The organism is Kribbella sp. NBC_00382, assembly GCF_036067295.1.
GTDB lineage: Bacteria > Actinomycetota > Actinomycetes > Propionibacteriales > Kribbellaceae > Kribbella.
The window spans coordinates 6,714,409-6,735,072 of sequence record NZ_CP107954.1 but is presented as its reverse complement, the minus strand read 5'-3'; the positions used below and the strand labels follow the sequence as shown (position 1 = coordinate 6,735,072).

15 protein-coding genes are annotated in these 20,664 nt (G+C 66.0%); 6 read left to right on the top strand and 9 right to left on the bottom strand.

Translation table 11 applies throughout. The features are described from left to right. The 4 genes from OHA70_RS31960 to OHA70_RS31945 form a co-directional block, all read right to left on the bottom strand. Positions 1–1,530, bottom strand: coding sequence for an FRG domain-containing protein (locus tag OHA70_RS31960; RefSeq protein ID WP_328323938.1), 1,530 nt, complete (start codon positions 1,528–1,530; stop codon positions 1–3). A 12-nt stretch (positions 1,531–1,542) separates the two neighbouring features. Next, positions 1,543–2,604: a response regulator gene (locus OHA70_RS31955; protein ID WP_328323936.1), complete on the bottom strand. Its 1,062-nt coding sequence runs from the start codon at positions 2,602–2,604 to the stop codon at positions 1,543–1,545. A gap of 70 nt (positions 2,605–2,674) precedes the next feature. Continuing rightward, the gene (locus tag OHA70_RS31950) at positions 2,675–3,337 is read right to left on the bottom strand and encodes a hypothetical protein (protein ID WP_328323934.1); all 663 of its coding nucleotides are present in this window, start codon (positions 3,335–3,337) and stop codon (positions 2,675–2,677) included. Then, positions 3,334–4,104, bottom strand: a complete 771-nt coding sequence (locus tag OHA70_RS31945) for a hypothetical protein (protein WP_328323932.1) — start codon at positions 4,102–4,104, stop codon at positions 3,334–3,336. The genes OHA70_RS31950 and OHA70_RS31945 overlap by 4 nt, the downstream gene beginning before the upstream one ends. Before the next feature lie 132 nt (positions 4,105–4,236). On the opposite strand from OHA70_RS31945, the gene OHA70_RS31940 reads away from it, so the two are divergent. Beyond that, on the top strand, positions 4,237–5,967 hold the full coding sequence (locus OHA70_RS31940) for an SIR2 family protein (protein ID WP_328323930.1): 1,731 nt from the start codon (positions 4,237–4,239) through the stop codon (positions 5,965–5,967). 738 nt (positions 5,968–6,705) lie between these two features. Here OHA70_RS31940 and OHA70_RS31935 read toward each other — a convergent pair. From OHA70_RS31935 to OHA70_RS31925, 3 genes are all read right to left on the bottom strand, one after another. Next, positions 6,706–7,878 (bottom strand): nitric oxide synthase oxygenase, encoded by a 1,173-nt coding sequence (locus OHA70_RS31935; protein WP_328323928.1) that lies wholly within the window; start codon positions 7,876–7,878, stop codon positions 6,706–6,708. Between the two features lie 107 nt (positions 7,879–7,985). Further along, positions 7,986–8,492: a hypothetical protein gene (locus OHA70_RS31930; protein WP_328323926.1), complete on the bottom strand. Its 507-nt coding sequence runs from the start codon at positions 8,490–8,492 to the stop codon at positions 7,986–7,988. Then, positions 8,461–9,765 (bottom strand): globin domain-containing protein, encoded by a 1,305-nt coding sequence (locus OHA70_RS31925; RefSeq protein ID WP_328323924.1) that lies wholly within the window; start codon positions 9,763–9,765, stop codon positions 8,461–8,463. Before OHA70_RS31925 ends, OHA70_RS31930 begins: the two co-directional genes overlap by 32 nt. A 219-nt stretch (positions 9,766–9,984) precedes the next feature. Between OHA70_RS31925 and OHA70_RS31920 the strand changes: the two genes are divergently transcribed. The 5 genes from OHA70_RS31920 to OHA70_RS31900 all read left to right on the top strand — a co-directional run bounded on the left by OHA70_RS31920 (position 9,985) and on the right by OHA70_RS31900 (position 14,330). Next, on the top strand, positions 9,985–10,908 hold the full coding sequence (locus tag OHA70_RS31920) for a metal ABC transporter solute-binding protein, Zn/Mn family (RefSeq protein ID WP_328323922.1): 924 nt from the start codon (positions 9,985–9,987) through the stop codon (positions 10,906–10,908). A gap of 4 nt (positions 10,909–10,912) precedes the next feature. After that, complete coding sequence (locus OHA70_RS31915; protein WP_328323920.1) at positions 10,913–11,716, top strand: metal ABC transporter ATP-binding protein; 804 nt, start codon at positions 10,913–10,915, stop codon at positions 11,714–11,716. Continuing rightward, on the top strand, positions 11,713–12,582 hold the full coding sequence (locus OHA70_RS31910) for a metal ABC transporter permease (RefSeq protein ID WP_328323918.1): 870 nt from the start codon (positions 11,713–11,715) through the stop codon (positions 12,580–12,582). Before OHA70_RS31915 ends, OHA70_RS31910 begins: the two co-directional genes overlap by 4 nt. A gap of 124 nt (positions 12,583–12,706) precedes the next feature. After that, positions 12,707–14,095: an alkaline phosphatase gene (locus OHA70_RS31905; RefSeq protein WP_328323916.1), complete on the top strand. Its 1,389-nt coding sequence runs from the start codon at positions 12,707–12,709 to the stop codon at positions 14,093–14,095. A 55-nt stretch (positions 14,096–14,150) separates the two neighbouring features. Beyond that, positions 14,151–14,330 (top strand): hypothetical protein, encoded by a 180-nt coding sequence (locus OHA70_RS31900; RefSeq protein ID WP_328323914.1) that lies wholly within the window; start codon positions 14,151–14,153, stop codon positions 14,328–14,330. Between the two features lie 117 nt (positions 14,331–14,447). Here OHA70_RS31900 and OHA70_RS31895 read toward each other — a convergent pair whose 3' ends face one another. Both OHA70_RS31895 and OHA70_RS31890 read right to left on the bottom strand, forming a co-directional pair. Beyond that, positions 14,448–18,353: a bifunctional nitrate reductase/sulfite reductase flavoprotein subunit alpha gene (locus OHA70_RS31895; RefSeq protein ID WP_328323912.1), complete on the bottom strand. Its 3,906-nt coding sequence runs from the start codon at positions 18,351–18,353 to the stop codon at positions 14,448–14,450. A gap of 102 nt (positions 18,354–18,455) precedes the next feature. Continuing rightward, complete coding sequence (locus OHA70_RS31890) at positions 18,456–20,588, bottom strand: DEAD/DEAH box helicase (RefSeq protein ID WP_328323910.1); 2,133 nt, start codon at positions 20,586–20,588, stop codon at positions 18,456–18,458. Positions 20,589–20,664: the final 76 nt, after the last annotated feature.

Genomic DNA, 20,664 nt, shown 5'->3' with positions numbered 1-20,664 from the left:
TCAGGGTCGTCCTAGGCTCATGGCTTGGACTGGGTTGTACAGCCTTGCTTTGCCTGTCGCCGGTCCGCGAGCGACGATCTGCGTCGGTACGATCTGACGGGCGAAGACGGTCGCGAGTCGCTCGAAGACGAACGTCCGTCGAGGAACCGTAGAGACCTGCAGGATCGTCCAGATCGAGTCGATCCGGGACCGGAACTCGGCGTTCAGGAACGACGGGAAATCGTCCCGAACCGCCGCGGCCAGCTCATCGGCCGCGGCCCAGCCACGGGTGTAGCTGCCGTCGAGCATGCCGATCTCGGTCTCGAAGACCGAGGACGCTCCGAGACAGACAGCGGCCAGTCGCCCGGCGAGCTCAGGGTCGGATCGTGCTTGCGGGTCGTCGTGCACGGCCAGAGCGAAGGTGGCGGCCATCGCGAGGGCATGCGCCAGGTCGTCATCGCCGAATGGCAGTCTGCGCAGACCGTCCCAGGTGAGAGACATTGCCTCCGACACCCGACCCGAACCTTCCTTGAAGTCCTCGCCGGACAGGTGCCAGCGCACCGGGCCGGCTCTGCATCCGGTCGTCCCCGCGATCTGCTGGGTGAGACTTTCCGCGAGCCTGAGCCGACGCTCGTTCGGCATCGCGTCTGCTTGGACGAAAACCTCCAACTCTGGAGCTGTACTGATCGGGACGAACGCCTCGGGTGCCGGCGTCGACCATCCCGAAAGCGCCGCCGGTGACCATGATTCGTGTTCCGGGAGGCCGAGCGGCCCGAAAACGTCTGGATCCAGACCGTCAGGCAGGCTGGGCTTGGTGATCTTTCTCAATCGTCCGTCGCTGAGCATCTGTTCGAATGCCTGATGCCCTTCGGTCAACCGTTCGAGCATGAAGAACTGGTCGAGCGATATCTCGAGCTGGCTCTGTTGAGTCGGATAGATGTCTTCTTCAGGAATGGAGACGCTGCAGCCGGCCGGTGGCTGTGGACTCGGGAAACAAATCCGGTCGAAATCGTAGACGTGCCGCTCGAAGCCCTCGTCGAAGGGGAAGTAGAGGAAGATGCCACGCTGTGCCTGCAGCCGCCACAGCTCCGGAACGTCGACTCGTATCTCCTCGAACGGCGGAATCTCCACTCCGGCGTTTCGGACGGTCTCCCAGACGTCGCGCAGATCGTCGGTATTGACGCAGATGATGCAGCTCAGGTCACTGCTTGACCACTCCAGCGGTGGCTCGTGGCAGGCGAAGAAAGCGGCAACAGCCGGCTCTGTGGTGAAGTCGACGAAGTTGGTCGGGAGGGCGTAGTGCTGGGCAACGGCAATCCGATCATCGCGGGTCCGGATCATCGAGCGGACGTCGGGATTGCGATCGACCCAGTGGTCGAAAGCAGCCATCCGGTCGCATGCCTCAGCGTGTTGGGCTTCGTCGCGCCGGCTCAAGCTGCTCAGCACCGGCCAGTTACGCGTCTGACCACGGAACCAGTTGCACTCTCCCGATGCCTTCATGCGTTCGGCGAGCTGTTGTGCTTCTGCGACGTTCGGCGTGTGATGCATCATCTGGTCCCCCTGCTAGGGCGCGGTGACTGCTTTTGTTGCTAGTTCTAGTAGTTCGCTGGCGCGGGTGGTTACCGCGGTGGCGCCGTGCGCTCGTAGTTCGTCTTGGAGGGCGAGGGCGCGGTAGGTGCCGAAGATGATGACGGGCACGGTGGTGTCGCGGGCGCGAATCTGGTCGAGGAGATCGATTCCGGCTCGGTCGTTATAGTGATCCCCTTCCTGCCGGCCGAGGTCGGAGATCACCAGGCCGTAGTTGCGCTGGCCGATCAGCTCCATCGCCTTCGCTGTCGAGTCGGCGAGCTGGACTTCGATGTCGAGGGTGTTCAGTGCGGCGATCAGGGCGGTGTTGTTCGACGGCACGTCGTCGACCCAGAGGATCGGGGCGATCCGGCGGCCACCGACAGCCTTCCGGGCTTCGAGCGCGCGTTGCACCGCCCGGTCCACGTCACGCCTCGGTTCGGACTGTTCGTTCACCTGGTTCTGCGTTTGTACGATGCTGGCGAGGGCGCGTTGCTTCGATGCGTAGGCCGCCTGCACCTCGGCCGCCTCGAGATAGATCCGCATCCGCAGGCGCGTCCAGAGGTAGCCACAGGTGAAGCCGACACCTGCGCCGTAGACCACGGCTGCGAGGGAGTACGCGGCGGAGCTCGGGACCTCCAATCCGCTCCCGAGATAGTCACCGAGCTTCGCAAGCCGGCCGGGTGCGCTGGCCAGCTGTACGAGCCCCGCGCCCACCAGAAGCTTGGTCAGCCAGTCGGAGATCTGCTCGAGGTTCGAGTTCGAGGAGTACCGTTCGCTCGCACCCGCGACGAACTCCGAACGTGCACGTGGCACCCCGAAGATCAGTCCCACGATGACGGCGATCACCCCGGAGGCGATCATGTAGAGCGACCAGCGAAGACCCTCGCTCCATGACGCGCCCGAGCCTGCCGCGACGAAGATCGCCGCCACGGCGCCGACCGCAAGGGCTCCACCAGAGCCGCCGAACAGCACGCGTGCCGACAGGACTTCCCCCGATGGCCGGCCATCGCCGAGCTTCGGGTCCTGGTCGAACGATTCTGCACCGGATACGTTCATGATCGCCCGGCAATGGTCATCTGAACTTCCGCCAACTATTGCTGCCGCAAATCACCTCGGCGGGACTCTGTTATTCCGGCGGACTCAGTCGTAGCCACCGCGCGCGTGACTCTTCGTCCATGGCGGTCGTTCGGCTCCGGAAGAAGCTCAGTAGTTCCCGTCTTCCGGCCCATTCGTGGTTCAGCAGCGCGACGGCGGCCAGTCGGCAGTCCTGCCAATCGACTGTCAGCAAGGCAACGAGAAGGTTCTCGGCATCCTGGTAGGCGCTTGAATCGACGGTCCCCGCGCCGGCGTCTGGGGCCTCGTCCGGCACGGAGGGAAGAGTGGACAGGACCAACCGGGCCAGCCAGGGGTTCTCGATCTCGTCCAGCGTCGGGACGCGATCGAAGTGAGGACCTTCCCCCTCGGCAAGCCGGTAACTGCCGCGCAAGGCGCAATCGATGACTGCGACGCGGAACGCCGGCGCTTGGAACTGCTGACCTAATTCGAGGAGAAGTTCCTTGCTCAGTTGATTCTCTGTTCCAGGCAGAGTGAGCAACCAGGTCCACGTGTAGGCCGAGAGTTCGTCGACCCTGCTCAGCCGGTGGGCCTCCGACAGCAGGCGTTCTACGTCCTCGCCATCGGCCAACAGGTCTCCGAGCATCATCGAATACTCGTCGTTGATGACTTGACCATAAGCGGGATTCATCATCCGTTCGATGAATTCGTTCGCGAGGCGCAGGATGCCGCTCATGGTGCGATCCAGACGTGGACAAAGCCGTCGCGGCCGTACTCGGTGGCGATATCGCCGGCCAGTGCGCGAAGATTGGTCCGCGCCTGGCCGACGTGGATCCCTCGATTCGAGGTTCGCGCGAGCGTCGCGGCCTCCAATTTCCGGTCCGCCGCACGCGTCGGCAGACCGCCCTGGTCGGCAAGGTCGAATTCCTCGTCGACCAGAACGGTGAACCTCGCGTCCAGCAACCGCCTGCTGAAGGTCGGATCGATCTCGTCGTTGTCCCAGTCGGTGACGAGAAGCCAGGTGTCGTTGAGCACATCGGTATGGGACTCCGCGGCTTGGTCAGGACGGAAAAGCACACAGTCGATGCGGAACCTCCGCCTGAAGGCGTTGCGAAGTACGTGATTGGTGTAGCCGGAGTGAACGGTGAGCAGAACATCGTTGAAGATCGGCTGCGCTCTGGCCCAGTTGATGTACGCGGCCTGAGCCGAGTGCTTACGGGCATCGAAAATGCGCCATGACGGAGCATCGTCCGCGCGTGCCACGAGACCGCATCGCCCATAAAGAGCCGTCGACAACGGATGGCAGATCGGGCTCACATAAGTCCCGGTGCCCCAGGTCAGGGCCGGAGCCTGGGACACCTTGAGCAGCAGGCCAGGGGCTGTGTAGGGAACGGCCCAGCGGCTGGCCACGTACTTGATGACCAATCGTTTGCCGTTGACTTCGAGTAGACGACCCAGAGCCGCGTCCTGATAGTCGACTATCTCGTTCTCGACCGCAGCCAAAACCTGGCGGCCTGCGCTCACGTCGTCCTCCCCGTAACAACTTTCCTTGCCGCATTCTGGCACGTTCCGTGACTTATCGGGGAGGTCTGGAATCGGGAATTCAATCCACCGAGAAATTCAATGATGCGTTTGATGAAGAAGCTGAGTTCGACCGTGGAATCGGCCGACCAGGCTAGGCAGCAGGCAGGGATCCCAGTAGCCTACGTGGTTCAGCTAGGCGTTTCAGGGGGCGCTGACGACATGAACGACCCGCTGCTCTTCGAGCGAAGTGCGAAGCCCTTCTTCTCGCAGGATTCTACGAAGCAGTGCTTGGTGACGCTCGCCCAAGCCAGCGATGTGGTCCTGTACTGCGGCGCAGGCGTGACGATCGACCGAACCGGGCTCGGCTGGAAAGAGCTCATTTCCCTCGGTCTTCGTGCCGATACCGAGGACGACTCGTCTTATGTCACCGATGAGCATCTCGCGGTGCTCAACAAGTCACTCGACGCCCAGCGGCTGGCCTCGGTCCTTCGCCAGCACTTCACCTTGAAGCATCCGAGCGTCGAGGATGATCAGCGGCACGAAATTATCGGCAACTTGCAGCGAGAGTTGTATCGAAGGCATACCTGGCGCGGTGGGCGCCTGGTCGGCAACATCGCTCGGTATGCCGTGTTTTCCGCTTCCGTGGGAAAGCAGGTCTCGATCGTTACGACGAACTACGACACCTACATCGAGCAGGAGATAGACAAGGAGCTGAAGCGGTGGAGCAACAACAAGAAGCCCCGCCCTGGTTTTCAGGTTGAGACGGCCGGCAGCAGTCGCCCGGCGCGGAAGGTGAAGCCGTCCGATCCGGGTCTGCCGATTATCAGGCTGATCTATCTTCACGGCCGGATTCCGCCCGAAGGTCGCGCTTTGGGCCGGGTCGTGCTCGATGAAGTGGACTACGCCGAGACCCGCCCGGTGACGGTCGATGTTCTGACCCGTCTGCTCGACCACAGCCGCTGCGCCAGCATCGTCGTCGGTGCAAGCCTGACCGATCCACCGCTGATCGATGCGCTGGCCTTGACCCGGAGACGCAAACAGCGGTTCGCGCTGATGGCTATCGCGTCGACCGATGTGGCCGGAAATTCCGCGGCGGATGTCCCTGTCCTGCTCGAGCACCTGGCCGGTAGATGTACCCGGATCGGTCTCAGCCTGCTCACTCCGGACTTCAAGACGCAGATCGCTCAATTCTTCGAGGAAGCCACCATCTGCGCGGGACTCGCGGATCCGCAAACCTACCCGGCGGTGAGTTACGGCCAGCGATTGGGTAGCTGGTGGGACGACTGGGTGGCTGCATCAGGCAACGCGTCGTACATCATCGACACCTACGCCGAACTGCGCGAGTTCACCAACAATCTTCGCCAGGACTGGAAATTGCCGAGCGAGACGGTCGAAGACGCGGAGCTGTTCAAGGTGGAGCTCTGGGTTCGCTGGTATCCGACGCAACGGCGTTCCCTCGCATTGTGGGGGAGTTCCCTCGGCCTGCTCGCGCCCCGCAATCTGCTCCGCGAAGCGAAGCTCGTCCTCGAGTCAGCTCAGGCGTCGGCCAAATGCTTCACCGAAGGACGACCGCAGTACGTGAACCTGAGCGACGTCCAGCCACCCAAGGATCAGCGCAGCGATCGTCCGTATCCCGCACGCTGGCGGTCGTTCCTGTCGGTGCCGATCTACCTCGAGGCTCCCCAGCGGCGACAGGTGGTCGGTATCGCCACCCTCGCCTCGTCGAAGACAAAGGACGAATCGGCGATCCGGGCGAAAGATACCCAGCAGATGGAAACCCTGGTGAAGAACCTGCGGACGCTCGGAACCGGCGTCCTGAATCCCTTGCCGCGGTCCGACTAACTCCGCCTTCGCCGGCCGGCGCGCTGAGCCCGCTTTCTCGCCGCCGCGTCAGCGTCTGCAATCGACCGCTCGACGCGGAATGATTCCAGGTACGCTTCAGGATCTTCGATCTCGGAGAATCTGGAGCCCGGTCGCATCCCTTCGTGCGCGGCAGCCTGATCGGCGTTCATGCCATACCCCCGAGGACTTCAAACCCGGCCATCCAACCACCCCAATGGTCAACTACTCGCTCCGGTGTCGCCGCCGTCGCTCTCATTGTCGAAATTACACTTATGTAGTTTGCAGCCAGGCCAACCGTCTCGGCGTGTCGGCTGTACATGTCCCCGAAGTCAGCTTTCGCAGTGTATGGGTCCAGTGTGCACGATGACGAGGGGTCAGCGAGATGTTGCAGGGTGTCGCGGCGACAACACTCTTTCGAACGGTGCCGAGCGCGGCAGTGCGGATGAATACCGTTCCTGGACCAATGACCGGATGCCTGCCCGGTTTGTGACATCGCGGGAGCTGGTTTCTTGATGGAGATTGTCCTTAGCCTTTTGAGCGGAAAGGTTGGGCTGACATGGGCAGCTCTGAGCTTCAGGGGCGTTGTGAGTTGTTGCGGGGGTTGCATCGGGTGGGGGAGCCGTTGTTGTTGCCTAATGTTTGGGACGTGGCTACGGCGAGGGCCACGGTCTGTCACGTCGCGCAGGCAGCTCAGCGCTGCCTTGCTCGGCGCCGCGAGCCCGGCCTCCGTCACCTGACTTAGGTGCCGAATGCCGGGGGTGTGCCTTGGAGGGCTCGGTGGGTGGAGTCGGGGTCGGTGATGAAGTTGGGGAGTTGGGGGGTGGCGTTGTAGTGGCGGTGGAAGACCGGGGTCTGGGCGCCGGACATGGGTGGGACGATCCAGGTCCAGTCGGTGGGGCAGTGGCGGCCGGCTTGCTCCTCGCGTTCCAGGTGGATGAGGAATCTGCGGGACTCGGTGTGGTGGTCGGTGATGCTGACGTTGTTTGCGTGGAACGAGTGCAGGACGGCGCGATTGAGCTCGACCAGGGCTCGGTCCCGCCAGAGGGTCGCCTCGGTCGAGGTGTCGAGGCCCATTCGTTCGGCTACCTCGGGTACTAGGTCGTAGCGGTCGTTGTCGGCCAGGTTGCGGGCGCCGATCTCGGTGCCCATGTACCAACCGTTGAAGGGCGCGGCCGGGTACGAGACACCGCCGATGACGAGACGGCTGTTGCTGATCACCGGGACCGCGTGCCATCGCAGGCCCAGGTCGGCGAACCACGCCAGCTCGGGATGCTCCAGTGCGACCTCATGGACCGCATGACCGGGGAGGTCGAACAGCAGCGGCCCCTCCTCGAAGGTCTCCACCACTAGCGGGAGCACATCGAAGGCTCCGGGCGAGGAGGGCGGCCGCCATCCACGTCCGATGAGTTCGCTCGTAAAGGCCCGATAGCGAGGATCCCCGATCAGCTCCCCATCCGGCTGCTCGTACCCCGCGTACCGGACGAGTTGCTCGTTCCAGATCCTGGGCGCAGGCCTGGCCGGCGTCTCGGGTGCGAAGATGCTGATCATCGGCCGGATCTTGCCGCCGTTGTGGGCCACCCGCAGATGGTCGAAGCAATGCCTGGCGACATCGCCGGCGCGGGAGACGGTCCTCAGGTCGCGGACCTGCAGGCTGTGCCAGTACAGCCGCCCGATGCACCGGGCATTGTTGCGCCAGGCGACCCGAGCGCCGAAGGCCAGCTCCTCAGTGGTGTGCCAGTACGTCCCGGTCAGGTCGATCTCGCGCTTCACCGCCGCGATCCGAGGGCCCACCCGCCCAGCCTTGGGATTCTCGGCGTAGAAGAGCTCGAGGAACTCCTCCGATGCGGCACGAACCGCCTCGAGATCGACTCTCGCCGGCACTGGGTCCGGCACGCTCACCAGATGTTTCACCGCACGGTCGGACCACGGTGCCGAATACTCGGAGCGGGCCCGGACCCTCCCGGGACCTGACGATGCTCTCCGGCCGACCCGTGGGGCTTTTCGCCACGGCCCGAGGCTCATCGTGCACCCGGACCGTTGCCGTTCTGGAGGTGGGAGTGCCAGTCCCGGGGTTCGTCGGGCAGCGGGTCGTTCGGATGCGGGCCGAGCTCCGGCGTACCGAGCTGTTCGACCTCGGTGGCGAACGAGTTCACGATCGACTGCATCTGCTCCTGGGCGGTCTGCGCGTACGACCGCACCTGCTCCCCGGCCGTGTCCATCGCCTCCGCGACGATCTTGCGCTCGTGGGCCCGCGCCTGGCCGATCCGCTCCCGGGCGTCCCGGCTGACGTCCTGGACCATCTCCTCGACCACGAGCTGGGCCTGGCTGAACATCTGGATGACCTGGTCGTTCACCCGGGCGCCGGCCTGCTCATGGTGATCCAGCTCCGCCTGGACGCGCTGCAGCTCGGCCTTCCCGCGTTGCAACTCGGTCTGGAGACGCTGGTTCTTGGCCCTGCTCTCGTTGAGCTCCCGCTCCGTGGCCTGGACCTGATCAGCGAGCAGATCGAGGTACCCGTAGACCATGTCGGAGTCGAGACCCCGCATCCGCCGCCGGAACGCCTGGTCCCGGATCGTTCGAGGTGTCTGATGGATGGAGCCGTGGCGGTGGCTGTTCATCAGTTGTCGTCTCCTCACCTGGTATCGCCGGCCCGACGGTGTTTTCACCTGCGGCTGCGTAGTAGAAGTGCTCGTACTTGATGTGCTCGGGCCGCATCCCCGCGGCGGCCAGTTGCTCCAGCGTGTGGGCCACCATCTGCGGTCCGCCGCACACCATCGCCGTCCGTCCGGTCAGCACCTGCCGCGCCGCGACGGTGCCGACCTTCCCGCGGGTGCCGGGGTAGGACGGGTCGTCGGACACGACCTCCGTGTACTCGAACCACGGCCGGTGCTGGGCCAGGTTGCGCAGTCGCGGGCGGTCGTACAGGTGCCAGGGCATCCGTACGCCGTGCAGCAGGTGCACCAGCGGCCCGGTATGCAATCGTTGCCACTCTTCGTCAATCTGTTCGAGAACAGCGAGAAGCGGAGCAAGGCCGGTACCTCCGGCGACCAGCAGCAACTCGCGTGGATCGCCTTCGCGCCGGGTCAGCCGCTCGCCGACCGGCGCCCCGAGCTTCACGACATCGCCGGCCTTCAAGGACCGGACGACCGTCGGACTCACCTGGCCGCCGTCGATCTGCTGTACGTGGAGATCGATGGCGCCGTCCTTGCGCGGGGCGTTGGCCGGGCTGAAGTACCGCCACTGGCGCGGGCGTTGCGGGATCTCCATGGAGATCGACTGGCCGGGGAGGTACTGGAACGCACGCCGGGGGCGAACCCTGAGCAAGGTGAGGTCCATGGTGCGTCGCTCGGCGAAGACGACGTCGGCATCCCACCAGTCAGGCGTGGACTCCGAGGACATCTCGGCCGCTTCGACCATGATCCGTGCGACCACCTGATACGCCGCCGTCCAGTGGGCGGCGAGTTCCTCGTCCCACACGGGGCCGAGGAAATGCATCAGGGTCGCGCACAGCGAAGCGCCGACGGCGTTGTAGTGCTCGGCGACGACGGCGTACTTGCGGTGGTCGCGGCCGAGGTGTTGCAGGAAGGGCGCGTCCTTGTCCAGTTGGTCGGCGTGACTGACGATCCGGCCGAGCGCGCCGACGAACTTGTCCCGCTGGTTCAGCATCGACAGCGGGAACATCGTCCGCACCTCGGGGTGGGACACGAACAGGTGCGAGTAGAAGTACAGCGGTACCTGTTCTCCGTGTTTCGTGACCAGGTCCCAGCTGTCTTGCAAGGCATCAGCAGCCGTTGCCAAGCGTTCCCTCCCAATCCCGTCCCCGAGTCCGTCACTGCTTCGACCTCTCACGACTACCCCCGGTCCAACACGGCGAAACTGGCCAAACGGACCGAATCGTCTCGGAAGTGCCGGCGAGCGGTTTCCCTTTGTGGGAACGAACGTTTGATCGCTAATAGGTGTACGATAATGACAATCGTTCCCATTAGTGGGGTCCCGCTCGAAGATTGGCCTTGGCTCGTGAATCGCAGACTGTTCGCCCTGCCCGCTGCTGCCGCCCTTGTCACAGTGGGCCTGACCGCCTGCTCATCAGGCGACGACTCGCCCAGTACGGCGTCCTCGTCGACGGGCGCCTCGATCAAGGTGGTCGCCTCCACGAATGTCTGGGGCGATCTGGCGACGAGCGTCGGTGGCGACAAGGTGCAGGTGACCTCGATCATCACCAGCCCGGACGCCGACCCGCACGAGTACGAGGCCAGCACCCGCAACCAGCTGTCCCTGGCCCAGGCGACCGTGGTGATCGAGAACGGCGGCGGGTACGACGACTTCATCGACCGGATGCTGAAGAGCGCGAAGGGCTCCCCGACGACGGTGCTGAACGCGGTCACCATCTCGGGCAAGAAGGCCGCGGCCGGCGACGAGCTCAACGAGCATGTCTGGTACGACTTCCCGACGGTCGTCAAGGTCGTCGACCAGCTCGAGCAGGCCTATGCGAAGGCAGCCCCCGGCGATGCGGCGACTTTCCAGCAGAACGCGGACGCACTCAAGCAGAAGCTGGCCGACCTCGAGCAGCAGGAGGCGACCCTCAAGCAGAAGTACGACGGTCAGCCGGTCGCGATCACCGAGCCGGTGCCGCTGTACCTGCTCGACGCGGTCGGCCTGCAGAACAAGACCCCGGCCGCGTTCAGTGAGGCCATCGAGGAGGACAGCGACGTACCGGCCAAGGTCCTGAACGAGACGCTGCAGCTCTACAGCGGCCACCAGGTCAAGGTCCTCGCGTACAACGCGCAGACCACCGGTCCGGAGACGGAGAAGGTGCTGAACGCGGCCAAGGAGAACGGCATCGCGGTGGTACCCGTGACCGAGACGCTCCCGGCGGGCAAGGACTACGTCGGCTGGATGTCGGGCAACCTGGCCGCGCTCGGCGCAGCGTTGGGGCAGTAGCAAGATGTTGCTGACGCTGGAGCGGGCCGCCCTGGGCTTCGGATCCCGGACACTGTGGCAGGACCTCGACCTAGAGGTCCGGGCAGGGGAGCTGATCGCCGTCCTCGGGGCCAACGGATCGGGCAAGTCGAGCCTGTTGAAGGTTGTACTCGGCCAGCTGCGGCTCCGGTCCGGAGCCGCTAACTTCCTCGGCTCACCGGTACGCCGCGGTGACCGCCGGATCGGGTATATCCCGCAGCAGCGGATGGCCGAGGACGGATTGCCGCTGCGTGGCCGCGACTTGGTGGCGCTCGGCGTCGACGGGCACCGGTGGGGCATTCCGCTCCCGTCTCGCCAGCGCCGCCAACGGGTGAACCAGTTACTGGCGTCCGTCGGAGCCGAGGGCTACGCGAATGCCCGGCTGTCGTCGCTGTCCGGTGGGGAGCAGCAGCGGCTGCGGATCGCTCAGGCGCTGGCGGCCGAGCCGCGACTGCTGCTGTGTGACGAACCCCTGTTGTCGTTGGACCTGCCGAATCAGCGGCTGGTCAGCGACCTGGTCGACGACGCGCGCCGGCGGTTCGATCTCGGCGTACTGTTCGTCACCCACGACGTCAATCCGATCCTGGACAAGGTCGATCGGGTCCTCTACATCGCCAACAACCGGTTCCGGATCGGTACGCCGGACGAGGTGCTGACCAGTCCGGTGCTGACCGAGCTCTTCGATGCACCGGTCGACGTGATCCGGCACAACGGGCGGATCCTCGTGGTCGGCGTACCGGATCACGAGCCGTACCACCATTCGCTGGACCTCGAGGCGGTACTGCGATGATCGCCCTGGACTCGTTGTGGTCGCAGATCTTCAACTTCTCCGACTACGCCGAACTGCTTCCGTTGCTGAAGAACTCGGTGATCGCGTGTGTCGTGCTCGGCGTCATGGGCGGCCTGATCGGCGTGTTCGTGATGATGCGGGACATGGCGTTCGCGGTCCACGGCGTCAGCGAGTTGTCGTTCGCCGGCGCGGCGGCCAGCCTGCTGCTCGGTACCAGCGTGGTCACCGGTTCGCTGGTCGGATCCCTGATCGCCGCGTTGCTGATCGGCGTACTCGGCTCTCGGGCGCGTGATCGCAACTCGGTGACCGCTGTGCTGATGCCGTTCGGCCTGGGCCTCGGCATCCTGTGTCTCGGCCTGTACCACGGCCGCGCGGCGAACAAGTTCGGGCTGCTGACCGGTCAGATCGTGGCGATCGACGATCCGCAGATCAAGTCCCTGATCATCATCTCCGCGCTGGTCATCGGCGGGCTGGTCCTGGTCTGGCGGCCGTTGCTGTTCGCGAGCACCGACGCCGACGTCGCCGCCGCCCGTGGTGTCCCGGTGCGGCTGATGTCGATCGTCTTCATGATCCTGCTCGGCCTGGCCGTCGCGGTCTCGGTCCAGATCGTCGGCGCGCTCCTGGTGCTCTCACTCCTGGTCACACCCGCAGCAGCGGCGCTCCAAGTCTCAGCCTCCCCGCTACGGGTCCCCTTGCTGAGCACCTGTTTCGCCCTCATCGCCGCGGTCGGCGGTGTGCTGCTGGCCGCGGGCAGCTCAGTCCCGATCAGCCCGTACATCACCAGCATCTCCTTTGCCATCTACCTGACCTGCCGCCTGACCGCATCCCGCCGGCCACAGCGCGTGACGCTCGCCCTTGGGGGATAGGCCAGTCAGCACCTAGGGCACTCCTTGCCGCAGGCAACTGTTACCTGTTGTCTGCCTGCGGGTCATCTGGAATCTGTGTGCCGCCCCTAGGTTCCGACTGACCCGTCAACGAGAAAGGCCCGAAATGATCAGGAAAAAAGCTGCTGTGGCTGCCCTGGCTGCAGCGACGGTAGTCGCCGCGGCGGGAATGGCTTCGGCCGCGGCCAGCGGTGTGTTCTCACCCGCCCAGGGTTCGGAGGCGCACTCGTCGCCCCGCGGGCCGAAGAACGTGATCTTCCTGCTGGGCGACGGCATGGGAACCCAGGAGATCACCGCAGCGCGCTACTACCAGGGTGTGCAGAACAAGCTGAACGTCGACCGGGCGAAATACACCGGCTTCGACACGACGTGGTCGGTGAAGCCCGCGGCCAAGGCACCGTACAAGCCTGACTACGACCCGGACTCGGCCTCCACCGGCTCGAGCTGGGCGACCGGCCAGAAGACCCTCGACGAGCGGATCTCGCAGGGCCCGAGCAGCGCCATCGACGTACCGGGCAAGAACCTGAAGACGGTGCTCGAGGTGGCGCAGAAGCGCGGCCTGAAGGTCGGCAACGTCTCGACCGCGGAGATCACCGACGCTACTCCGGCGGTGCTCGCGTCGCACATCTCGCTGCGCGGCTGCCAGGGCCCGGCGGACATGACCGCCTGCGCGAAGGAGACCAAGGCCGCTGGCGGTCTCGGCTCGATCGCGGAGCAGGAAGTGGACCACAAGGTCGACGTGCTGCTGGGTGGCGGTCGCGCCCGGTTCGAGCAGACGATCACCGGTGGGCCTTACGCGGGCAAGACCGTGGTCGACCAGGCCAAGGCGAAGGGCATCCAGTACGTGACGGATGCGGACGGGCTGAAGTCCGTCAAGAGCGGCAAGCCGGTACTCGGCCTGTTCAACAAGAGCAACATGTCGGTGGAGTGGAGCGGCCCGGCGGCCTCGCTGGGTAAGGGCAACGCGCCGGTCGCCTGCACGGAGAACCAGCGTCCGTCGAACGAGCCGAGCCTGGCCGACATGACCACCAAGGCGATCAAGCTGCTGGAGAACCGCAAGGGCTTCTTCCTGCAGGTCGAGGGCGCCTCGATCGACAAGCAGGACCACGCCACCAACGCCTGTGGCCAGATCGGCGAGACCGTCGCTTTCGACAAGGCGATCGGCGTCGCGCTCGACTACCAGCGCTCGCACCCCGACACGCTCGTGGTCGTCACTGCCGACCACGGTCACACCAGCCAGATCGTCGGCGAGGACAACTCCGGCTCGGGCCTGCCGACCGGCTACTCGACCAACGTGACCACCAAGGACGGTCAGACGCTCACGCTGACCTACGGCACCTCCGGTTTCGGTGGCGAGGGCAAGGCTCCCGTCGGTACGCCGCCGAGCCAGCAGCACACCGGCACCGTGGTTCCGGTCTGGGCCCAGGGCCCCGGCGCCGAAGCAGTCCTCGGCACCAACGACCACACCCACCTCTTCAAGGTCCTCGGCGGCTAACCACCCACCACCTCCCGAGTGCCCCGATCCCTCCCGGATCGGGGCACTCGGCGTTATGACTGAGGGGATCTGCGGCGGCGATCACCTGAAGGTCCACAGCCAGGGACCGACGTACGCCGATGTCACCGAACTTCCTCCAGTCGTTCGCCTGGGGATCCGGCGGCGGCCGGTCTGCCACCGACGTGACGATGTCTGGCACCTCGGCGTACCGGGAGCTGCCCTGACCTACAACTAGGACCACGGCCACGGCACAGGCAGCGCCTATCCAGGCACCCCAGGCGACTTCGACGACCGCGTGGCGTGCTCCGACTAGGCGGTGGCTTGGACCTGACGTCCGGGTATCGAAAATTGCCTAGTAGATGTCGCGGACGTAGCGTTTTGTGGTGGTGAGGGTTTTTACGTAGGCGTCGGCCTCGTCGGTGGTGAGGTGGCCGTGGTGGGTGATGATGTCGCGGAGGGTGTGGTCGACGTCCTTGGCCATTCGGGTCGCGTCGCCGCAGACGTAGACGTGGGCGCCGTCTTCGAGCCAGGACCAGAGCTTGGCGCCGTGCTCGCGCATCCGGTCCTGGACGTAGACCTTGTTGCGCTGGTCCCGCGAGAACGCGACGTCCATGGAGGTCAGCACCCCGTCGCGCTGCATCGCGGTCAGCTCGTCCTGGTAGTAGAAGTCGGTCGCCTCGTGCTGCTCACCGAAGAACAGCCAGTTGGGCGCACGGTCCCCACGCGCCCGCCGCTCGTCCAGGAACCCGAGGAACGGCGCGACGCCGGTACCGGGTCCGATCATCACCATCGGTACGCCGGGATCCGCGGGCGGCTGGAAATGCGGCGCGGGCTGGACGGTGACCGCGACCGGGTGATCGAGTGGGGCATCGGCGAGATACGTCGAGCACACGCCCTTGCGGCCGACACCGAGCGGACCGGCGTACCGGATGACGGAGACGGTCAGGCTGATCTGGTCCGGGCTGGTCAGCGGGCTCGACGAGATCGAGTACTGCCGGGGCTTGAGCTTCGGCAGCAGGTCCGCCCAGCCTTGCGCGCTGGCCGTGAGGTTGTACGAGTCAACGACATCGACGGCTTGCCGACCCCAGGCCCACTTGGCGAGTTCGCCCTTGTTGTCGGCGCGTAGCAGGTTCCTGAGCTCGAGGTCGCCGGTCTGCTCGACGGCGAAACGCAACAGGTCCGAGGTGATGCGCGTGATGTCGAGATGGTCGCGAAGCGCCGTGGCAATCGGTACTGCGGTACCGCCAAGCTCCACCTCCGTCGCGGGGTCGATGCCGGTGGTCGTCAGCCATTCCTTGACCAGGTCGGGGCAATTGCGCGGCATGACGCTCAGCGAATCGCCGACCTGATAAGTCAGGCCGGTCCCGGTCGTGTCGAACGTGAACTGCCGCACCTCCTTGCCGGCGCCCGGCCGACTGAGCAACCGGTTCCCGACCAGCCGCGCGAGCTGCGCGGCGGTCTTGCGGCGGGGTGCGGTCGTCAGCGCTTCGACAAGCTGCTCCAACCATTGGCCGGTGGAGTCGTCCGCCTCGCAGTCGACCCTCGCCAGCAGCTGTACCGCGCCCAGCTCGGCAAGACGCGTGTCGAGGCGTCGGCCATGACCGCAGAAGTTGTCGTAACTCGTGTCGCCGAACGCCAGTACGGCGTACCGGATGCCGGCGAGCGCACCCGGGGGAGCGCTCTCCAGCGAGTCCCAGAAGGCGGTGCCGTTGTCCGGGGCATCGCCGTCGCCGAAGGTGCTGGTGATGAGGACGAGGTCGGCGTCGCGGGGGAGCGCGTCAAGGGAGAGGTCGGCCATGCAGTGCGCGACGGGCGCCAGCCCGGCCGCGAGGAGTCTCGGCGTGGTGGTGTCGACGGCGAACTCCTCCGCGGTACCGGTCTGCGAGGCCCACAGCACATACAACGGACGGCCCGTCGGTGAAGCGGGCCCGGCCGGGAGACGCGAGAACATCCCAGCCAGTACGCCGTTCACCCACAGCGCGCGATCCGCGGCGAACGGCGCACTGGCCGGCAGTACCGGCACCGCGCCGTCGAGTGGCCGTGCTTCAACCCCCTGAAGGAACCCCGCAAGGTACTGCTTCTCATCGTCGGTCAGGTCGGGTCGCGAGGTAGGTAATTCGAAGCTGGGCGTCGACTGCTTGCTAACAAGGGTCACCGTGACCGCGCAGACCTTGAACTCGGGCTGGAACGAGAGCGGATCGACCGCGTCGTTGGTGACCGCGTTGATCGCCAGGTACTCGCCGTACAGATCGTTCCAATGGAACGGAGCGAACAGGTTGCCCTCGCGGACCCGGTCGGTGATCACGGCCGGCATCACCGCGCGCCCGCGACGGGACGCGACCTCTAGTTCGTCGCCCTCGGCAACTTCCAGGCGGGCAGCATCGACGGGGTTGATCTCCACGAACGGCCCGGGTGCGAGTTTGTTGAGCTTGGCAACGGTTCCGGTCTTGGTCAGCGTGTGCCACTGATGCTGGACCCGGCCGGTGTTGAGCAGGAACGGGTAGTCGTCATCCGGCATCTCCGCCGCAGGCACATGCGGCCGTGGAAAGAAGACAGCTCGACCGCTGGCCGTAGCGAAGCGAAGCTTGTCGTCGGCGACATAGCGGATCGGGTTGCGGGTAGGTCCGTCCGGAGCCACTGGCCACTGGACAGGCTCCGAGCGCAACCTCGAGTAGCTGGCGCCGCGAAGGTCATAGCCCGTCTGAGGGTTCCAGCACTGCCGGATCTCCTCGAAGATCTCCTCGGCATTGGCATAGGTGAAGGCCTCCGAGAAGCCCATCGCACAGGCGATCCGCGCGATCAGCTGCCAGTCCGGCAGCGCCTCGCCCGGCGGCGGTACGGCGGCCGGTACCAGCGTCAAGTTGCGCTCGGAGTTGATCATGATGCCTTCGGACTCCGCCCACATCGTCGCGGGCAGCACCACATCGGCGTACGCGTTGGTCTCGGTGTCGGTGAAGACGTCCTGGGTGATCACCAGCTCGGCCGCCTCCAGCCCGGCCAGTACCGTCTTGCGGTTGGAGACCGACGCGACCGGGTTCGTGCAGATGATCCAGCAGGCCTTGATCTTGCCCTCGGCGAGCTGCGAGAACATCTCCACCGTGCCGCGTCCGACCTCGGTCCGCAGCGTGTCCGGCGGCAACTGCCAGAGGTCCTCGATGAATGCCCGATCCTCCGGTACCAGCACCGAGCGCTGCCCGGGGAGGCCGGGGCCCATGTAGCCCATCTCGCGGCCGCCCATCGCGTTGGGCTGGCCGGTCAGCGAGAACGGTCCGCTGCCGGGCCGGCAGATCGCGCCGGTGGCGAGATGCAGGTTGATCAAGGCGTTGGTGTTCCAGGTGCCGTGCGTGCTCTGGTTGAGCCCCATCGTCCAGCAGCTCATCCAGTTGCCGGAGGCACCGATCCACTCGGCCGCCTGCCTCAACGATGCCTCGGACAGACCGGTGATCCCGGCAACCACCGCAGGCGGGTAGTCGGCAAGGAACGCCGGCATCCCCTCCCAACCCTCGGTGTGTGACTCTATGAACGAGGAGTCGACATACCCGCCCTCGACCAGCAGATGCAGCAAGCCGTTGAGCAGGGCGAGGTCCGTACCAGGCTTGATCTGAAGGAACAGATCAGCCTTGTCCGCGGTGGCGCTGCGCCGTGGATCGACCACGATCAGCCTCGCTCCAGCTCTGACCCGGTCCATCATCCGCAGGAACAGGATCGGATGGCAGTCCGCCATGTTCGCGCCGCTCACGAAAAACACATCGGCGTGATCGAAGTCTTCGTACGATCCGGGCGGTCCGTCCGAGCCGAGCGACAGCTTGTACCCGGTGCCTGCGCTGGCCATGCAGAGCCGCGAGTTCGACTCGATCTGATTGGTCCGGATGAACCCCTTGGCGAGCTTGTTCGCCAGGTACTGCGCCTCGAGCGTCATCTGCCCCGAGACATACAGCGCCACCGCGTCCGGCCCGTGCTCGTCGACGATCGCCCGCAACCGCTGCCCGGTCTCCGCGATCACCTCGTCGACCGGCCGGGCAACCGGCTCCGCTCCCCGCTCCGCCCGGACGAGCGCCCGATCAAGCCGCCCCGGCGCCGAGAACAGCTCCCCGCTGGTGGCACCCTTCGTACACAACCGCCCCGCATTGGCAGGGTGAGCCTTGTCGCCCGAAGCCTTGACCACCGGCCTGGCTCCGTCAACGCTCGGCGCGATGTCCAGTACTACGCCGCAGCCGACGCCGCAGTACGTGCACACGGTACGCACCTGTTCGCCCACCCAGCCGAACCTATGACGATGCGGTTACGCACCCGTGACATCAGAAGTCCACCAGCGTTACGAACACCTCCCACCCCTCCTGGCTACCGGAGAGGTGGGAGCTCACGCCTCCAGCGCGTTGGTCAGCAGGGTGACCAGGGCTTCGAGCTGCAGGTCGGCGGACGAGGTGATCTCTTCGTCGGAGCCGTCGAGCGCGCGTGCGGCCAGGCCGGCCTTGGCGTCGATCAGGTCGGCGATCCTGGTGTCGATGGTCTGGGCGGCGATGATCCGCCAGGCCGTGACGGGCTCTTCCTGGCCGATCCGGTGGACCCGGTCGATCGCCTGGGTCTGCTCGGCGTTGGTCCAGGAGAGCTCGGCCAGCACGACGTTGGACGAGACCTGGAGGTTCAGGCCGACGCCCGCGGTGAGCAGTGAGCAGACCGCGATCTCGACCTCGGGGTCGTTCACGAAGGCGTCGATGTTCGCCTGACGCTTCTTCGGGGTCTGGTCGCCGCGGATCGAGGCGTACCGGATGCCGCGCTCGGCGAACAGCGCCTCGGCGGTGTCCATCACCTCGATGTGCCGGGCGAAGAAGACGACCTTGCCGACGTTGTGCGCGAGCTGGGCCGCGTAGTCGGCGGCCAGGCCGGCCTTCGCCTCGCCGATCCGGCGTACCAGGCTGAAGATGTTGTCGCCGTTCTTGGCCTTCGCCTGCTCGGTCCGCTCCCAGCCGGCAACTGCGCGGACCAGGTCGTGATCGATGCCCTCGACGGTGACGCCGGACGTACGGGTCTTGAGGGCGGTTTCGTACCGGGCGACCAGGCGCTCAGCGAGCTCGCGCTCGGCAGCCCGGATGGAACGCCCGGCGGCGCCATCGAGCTCAACCGGCAGATCGGCGATCCGGCGGGCCGGGATGTCGGCCGCGACGTCCACCTTGCGGCGACGGACGATACCCATGTCGATCACGCAGGACCGGGCCGCCGCGTAGAAACCGGGGTCGGCCGGGGTCAGATCGGTGTCGTCGAGCTTGGCCATCAGCTCGGCCTTCGGCGCCTTGTCGTCGATCCAGCCCAGGTACTGCCAGATGGCCCGGAAGTCGTCGATGTCGTTGATCAGCGGTGTGCCGGTCAGCGCCATCAGCAGCGGGCGGACGGTCCGGGACTGGATCCGCTCGGCCAGCTGCAGCACGTTGCGGGAGCGCTGGGACTTCTTGTTCTTGATGAAGTGCGCCTCGTCGACCACCATGCCGCGCATGCCGAGGTCGCCGAGCCAGCCGACGTGCCGGTCGAGCACCTCGTAGTTGACGATCACGATGTCGGCGAAGCCGTCGATCGTGTCGCCGTCGCCCTGGATCACGGTGGCGACCCGCTTCGGCGTCCAGATCCCCGCCTCGCGTGCCCAGTTCGTCTTCACGACGCTCGGTACTACGACCAGCAACGGATAAGCATTGGCCGCCTGAGCAGCGAGCAGCGCCTGTGCCGTCTTGCCCAGGCCGGGCTCGTCGGCGAGCAGGAATGTGCGATGACCCCCTGCTGCAGCGGCCACGAGTTGTGCCTGGTGAGGCATCAGCTCCTGGCCACCCGGGAGGTGCAGCGAAGCCGGCTCGGGCAGCGACTTGCTGGCCGAGGCGGTGGCGTACTCGAAGGACTTGAGCAGCGGGTTGATCAGCTCCCAGCCGGACAGGCGTCGTGCCTGCGGCTTCGGGATGGCGGCCGCGGCGCTGAAGTCCGGCGCGAGGAAGGGGTTCGCGAGCTGGCGGGAGACGACCGACTGCGGCACCACCTGGCGTGGCGGGGGAGCGGTGGCGGTCTGCGGCTCGATCACGGTCGGCTCGACCGGCTCCGGCGGCTCTTCACCCGCGGCGAGCATCATCTCGCGCTTGAGCGTGGCGGCAGCCTCGGAGATGACGGCGTCCTCGGCCAGCAGCGCGAGCAACGACGGCTCGAGCGCGGCGCTCTTGGCGAGGATCGTCGCGAGCCCGTCGAGGCGTCGCAGCTGAGTGGCGCGATAGGCCTCGGTCGCCTTCGCGTCGGCGTTCACCCGGGCCCGCTCCTCGCGCACCAGCAGCGCCACCACCTGGAACTTCGTCCGGACGGACGGCTGCACGTTGGAACGCTCGACGGCCGCCTCGATCTCGCGGACGGCGCGGGCGAGCACCGGGATCAGTCCCTCGGCATCGCGGGCAGGACGCCGTCGGCGCGGAGTGGCAGCAGCAGTACGCCGAGCGCCGGGCTGGCGCTGGCCTCGTCGGGCCAAACGATTCCTCCTCTGAACTGCCGCGGCGTGTTCGCCGTGGCGGTACGTCGCACCGCACGCCCTCGCATGACCCGTC

Bases quoted from the DNA above. Each gene is read 5' to 3' on its own strand.
- OHA70_RS31910 (WP_328323918.1), top strand. From the start codon at position 11,713: ATGATCGCCCTGGACTCGTTGTGGTCGCAGATCTTCAACTTCTCCGAC.
- OHA70_RS31960 (WP_328323938.1), bottom strand. From the start codon at position 1,530: ATGATGCATCACACGCCGAACGTCGCAGAAGCACAACAGCTCGCCGAA.
- OHA70_RS31955 (WP_328323936.1), bottom strand. From the start codon at position 2,604: ATGAACGTATCCGGTGCAGAATCGTTCGACCAGGACCCGAAGCTCGGC.
- OHA70_RS31915 (WP_328323920.1), top strand. From the start codon at position 10,913: ATGTTGCTGACGCTGGAGCGGGCCGCCCTGGGCTTCGGATCCCGGACA.
- OHA70_RS31930 (WP_328323926.1), bottom strand. From the start codon at position 8,492: ATGGTCTACGGGTACCTCGATCTGCTCGCTGATCAGGTCCAGGCCACG.
- OHA70_RS31900 (WP_328323914.1), top strand. From the start codon at position 14,151: ATGACTGAGGGGATCTGCGGCGGCGATCACCTGAAGGTCCACAGCCAG.
- OHA70_RS31950 (WP_328323934.1), bottom strand. From the start codon at position 3,337: ATGAGCGGCATCCTGCGCCTCGCGAACGAATTCATCGAACGGATGATG.
- OHA70_RS31905 (WP_328323916.1), top strand. From the start codon at position 12,707: ATGATCAGGAAAAAAGCTGCTGTGGCTGCCCTGGCTGCAGCGACGGTA.
- OHA70_RS31940 (WP_328323930.1), top strand. From the start codon at position 4,237: ATGAAGAAGCTGAGTTCGACCGTGGAATCGGCCGACCAGGCTAGGCAG.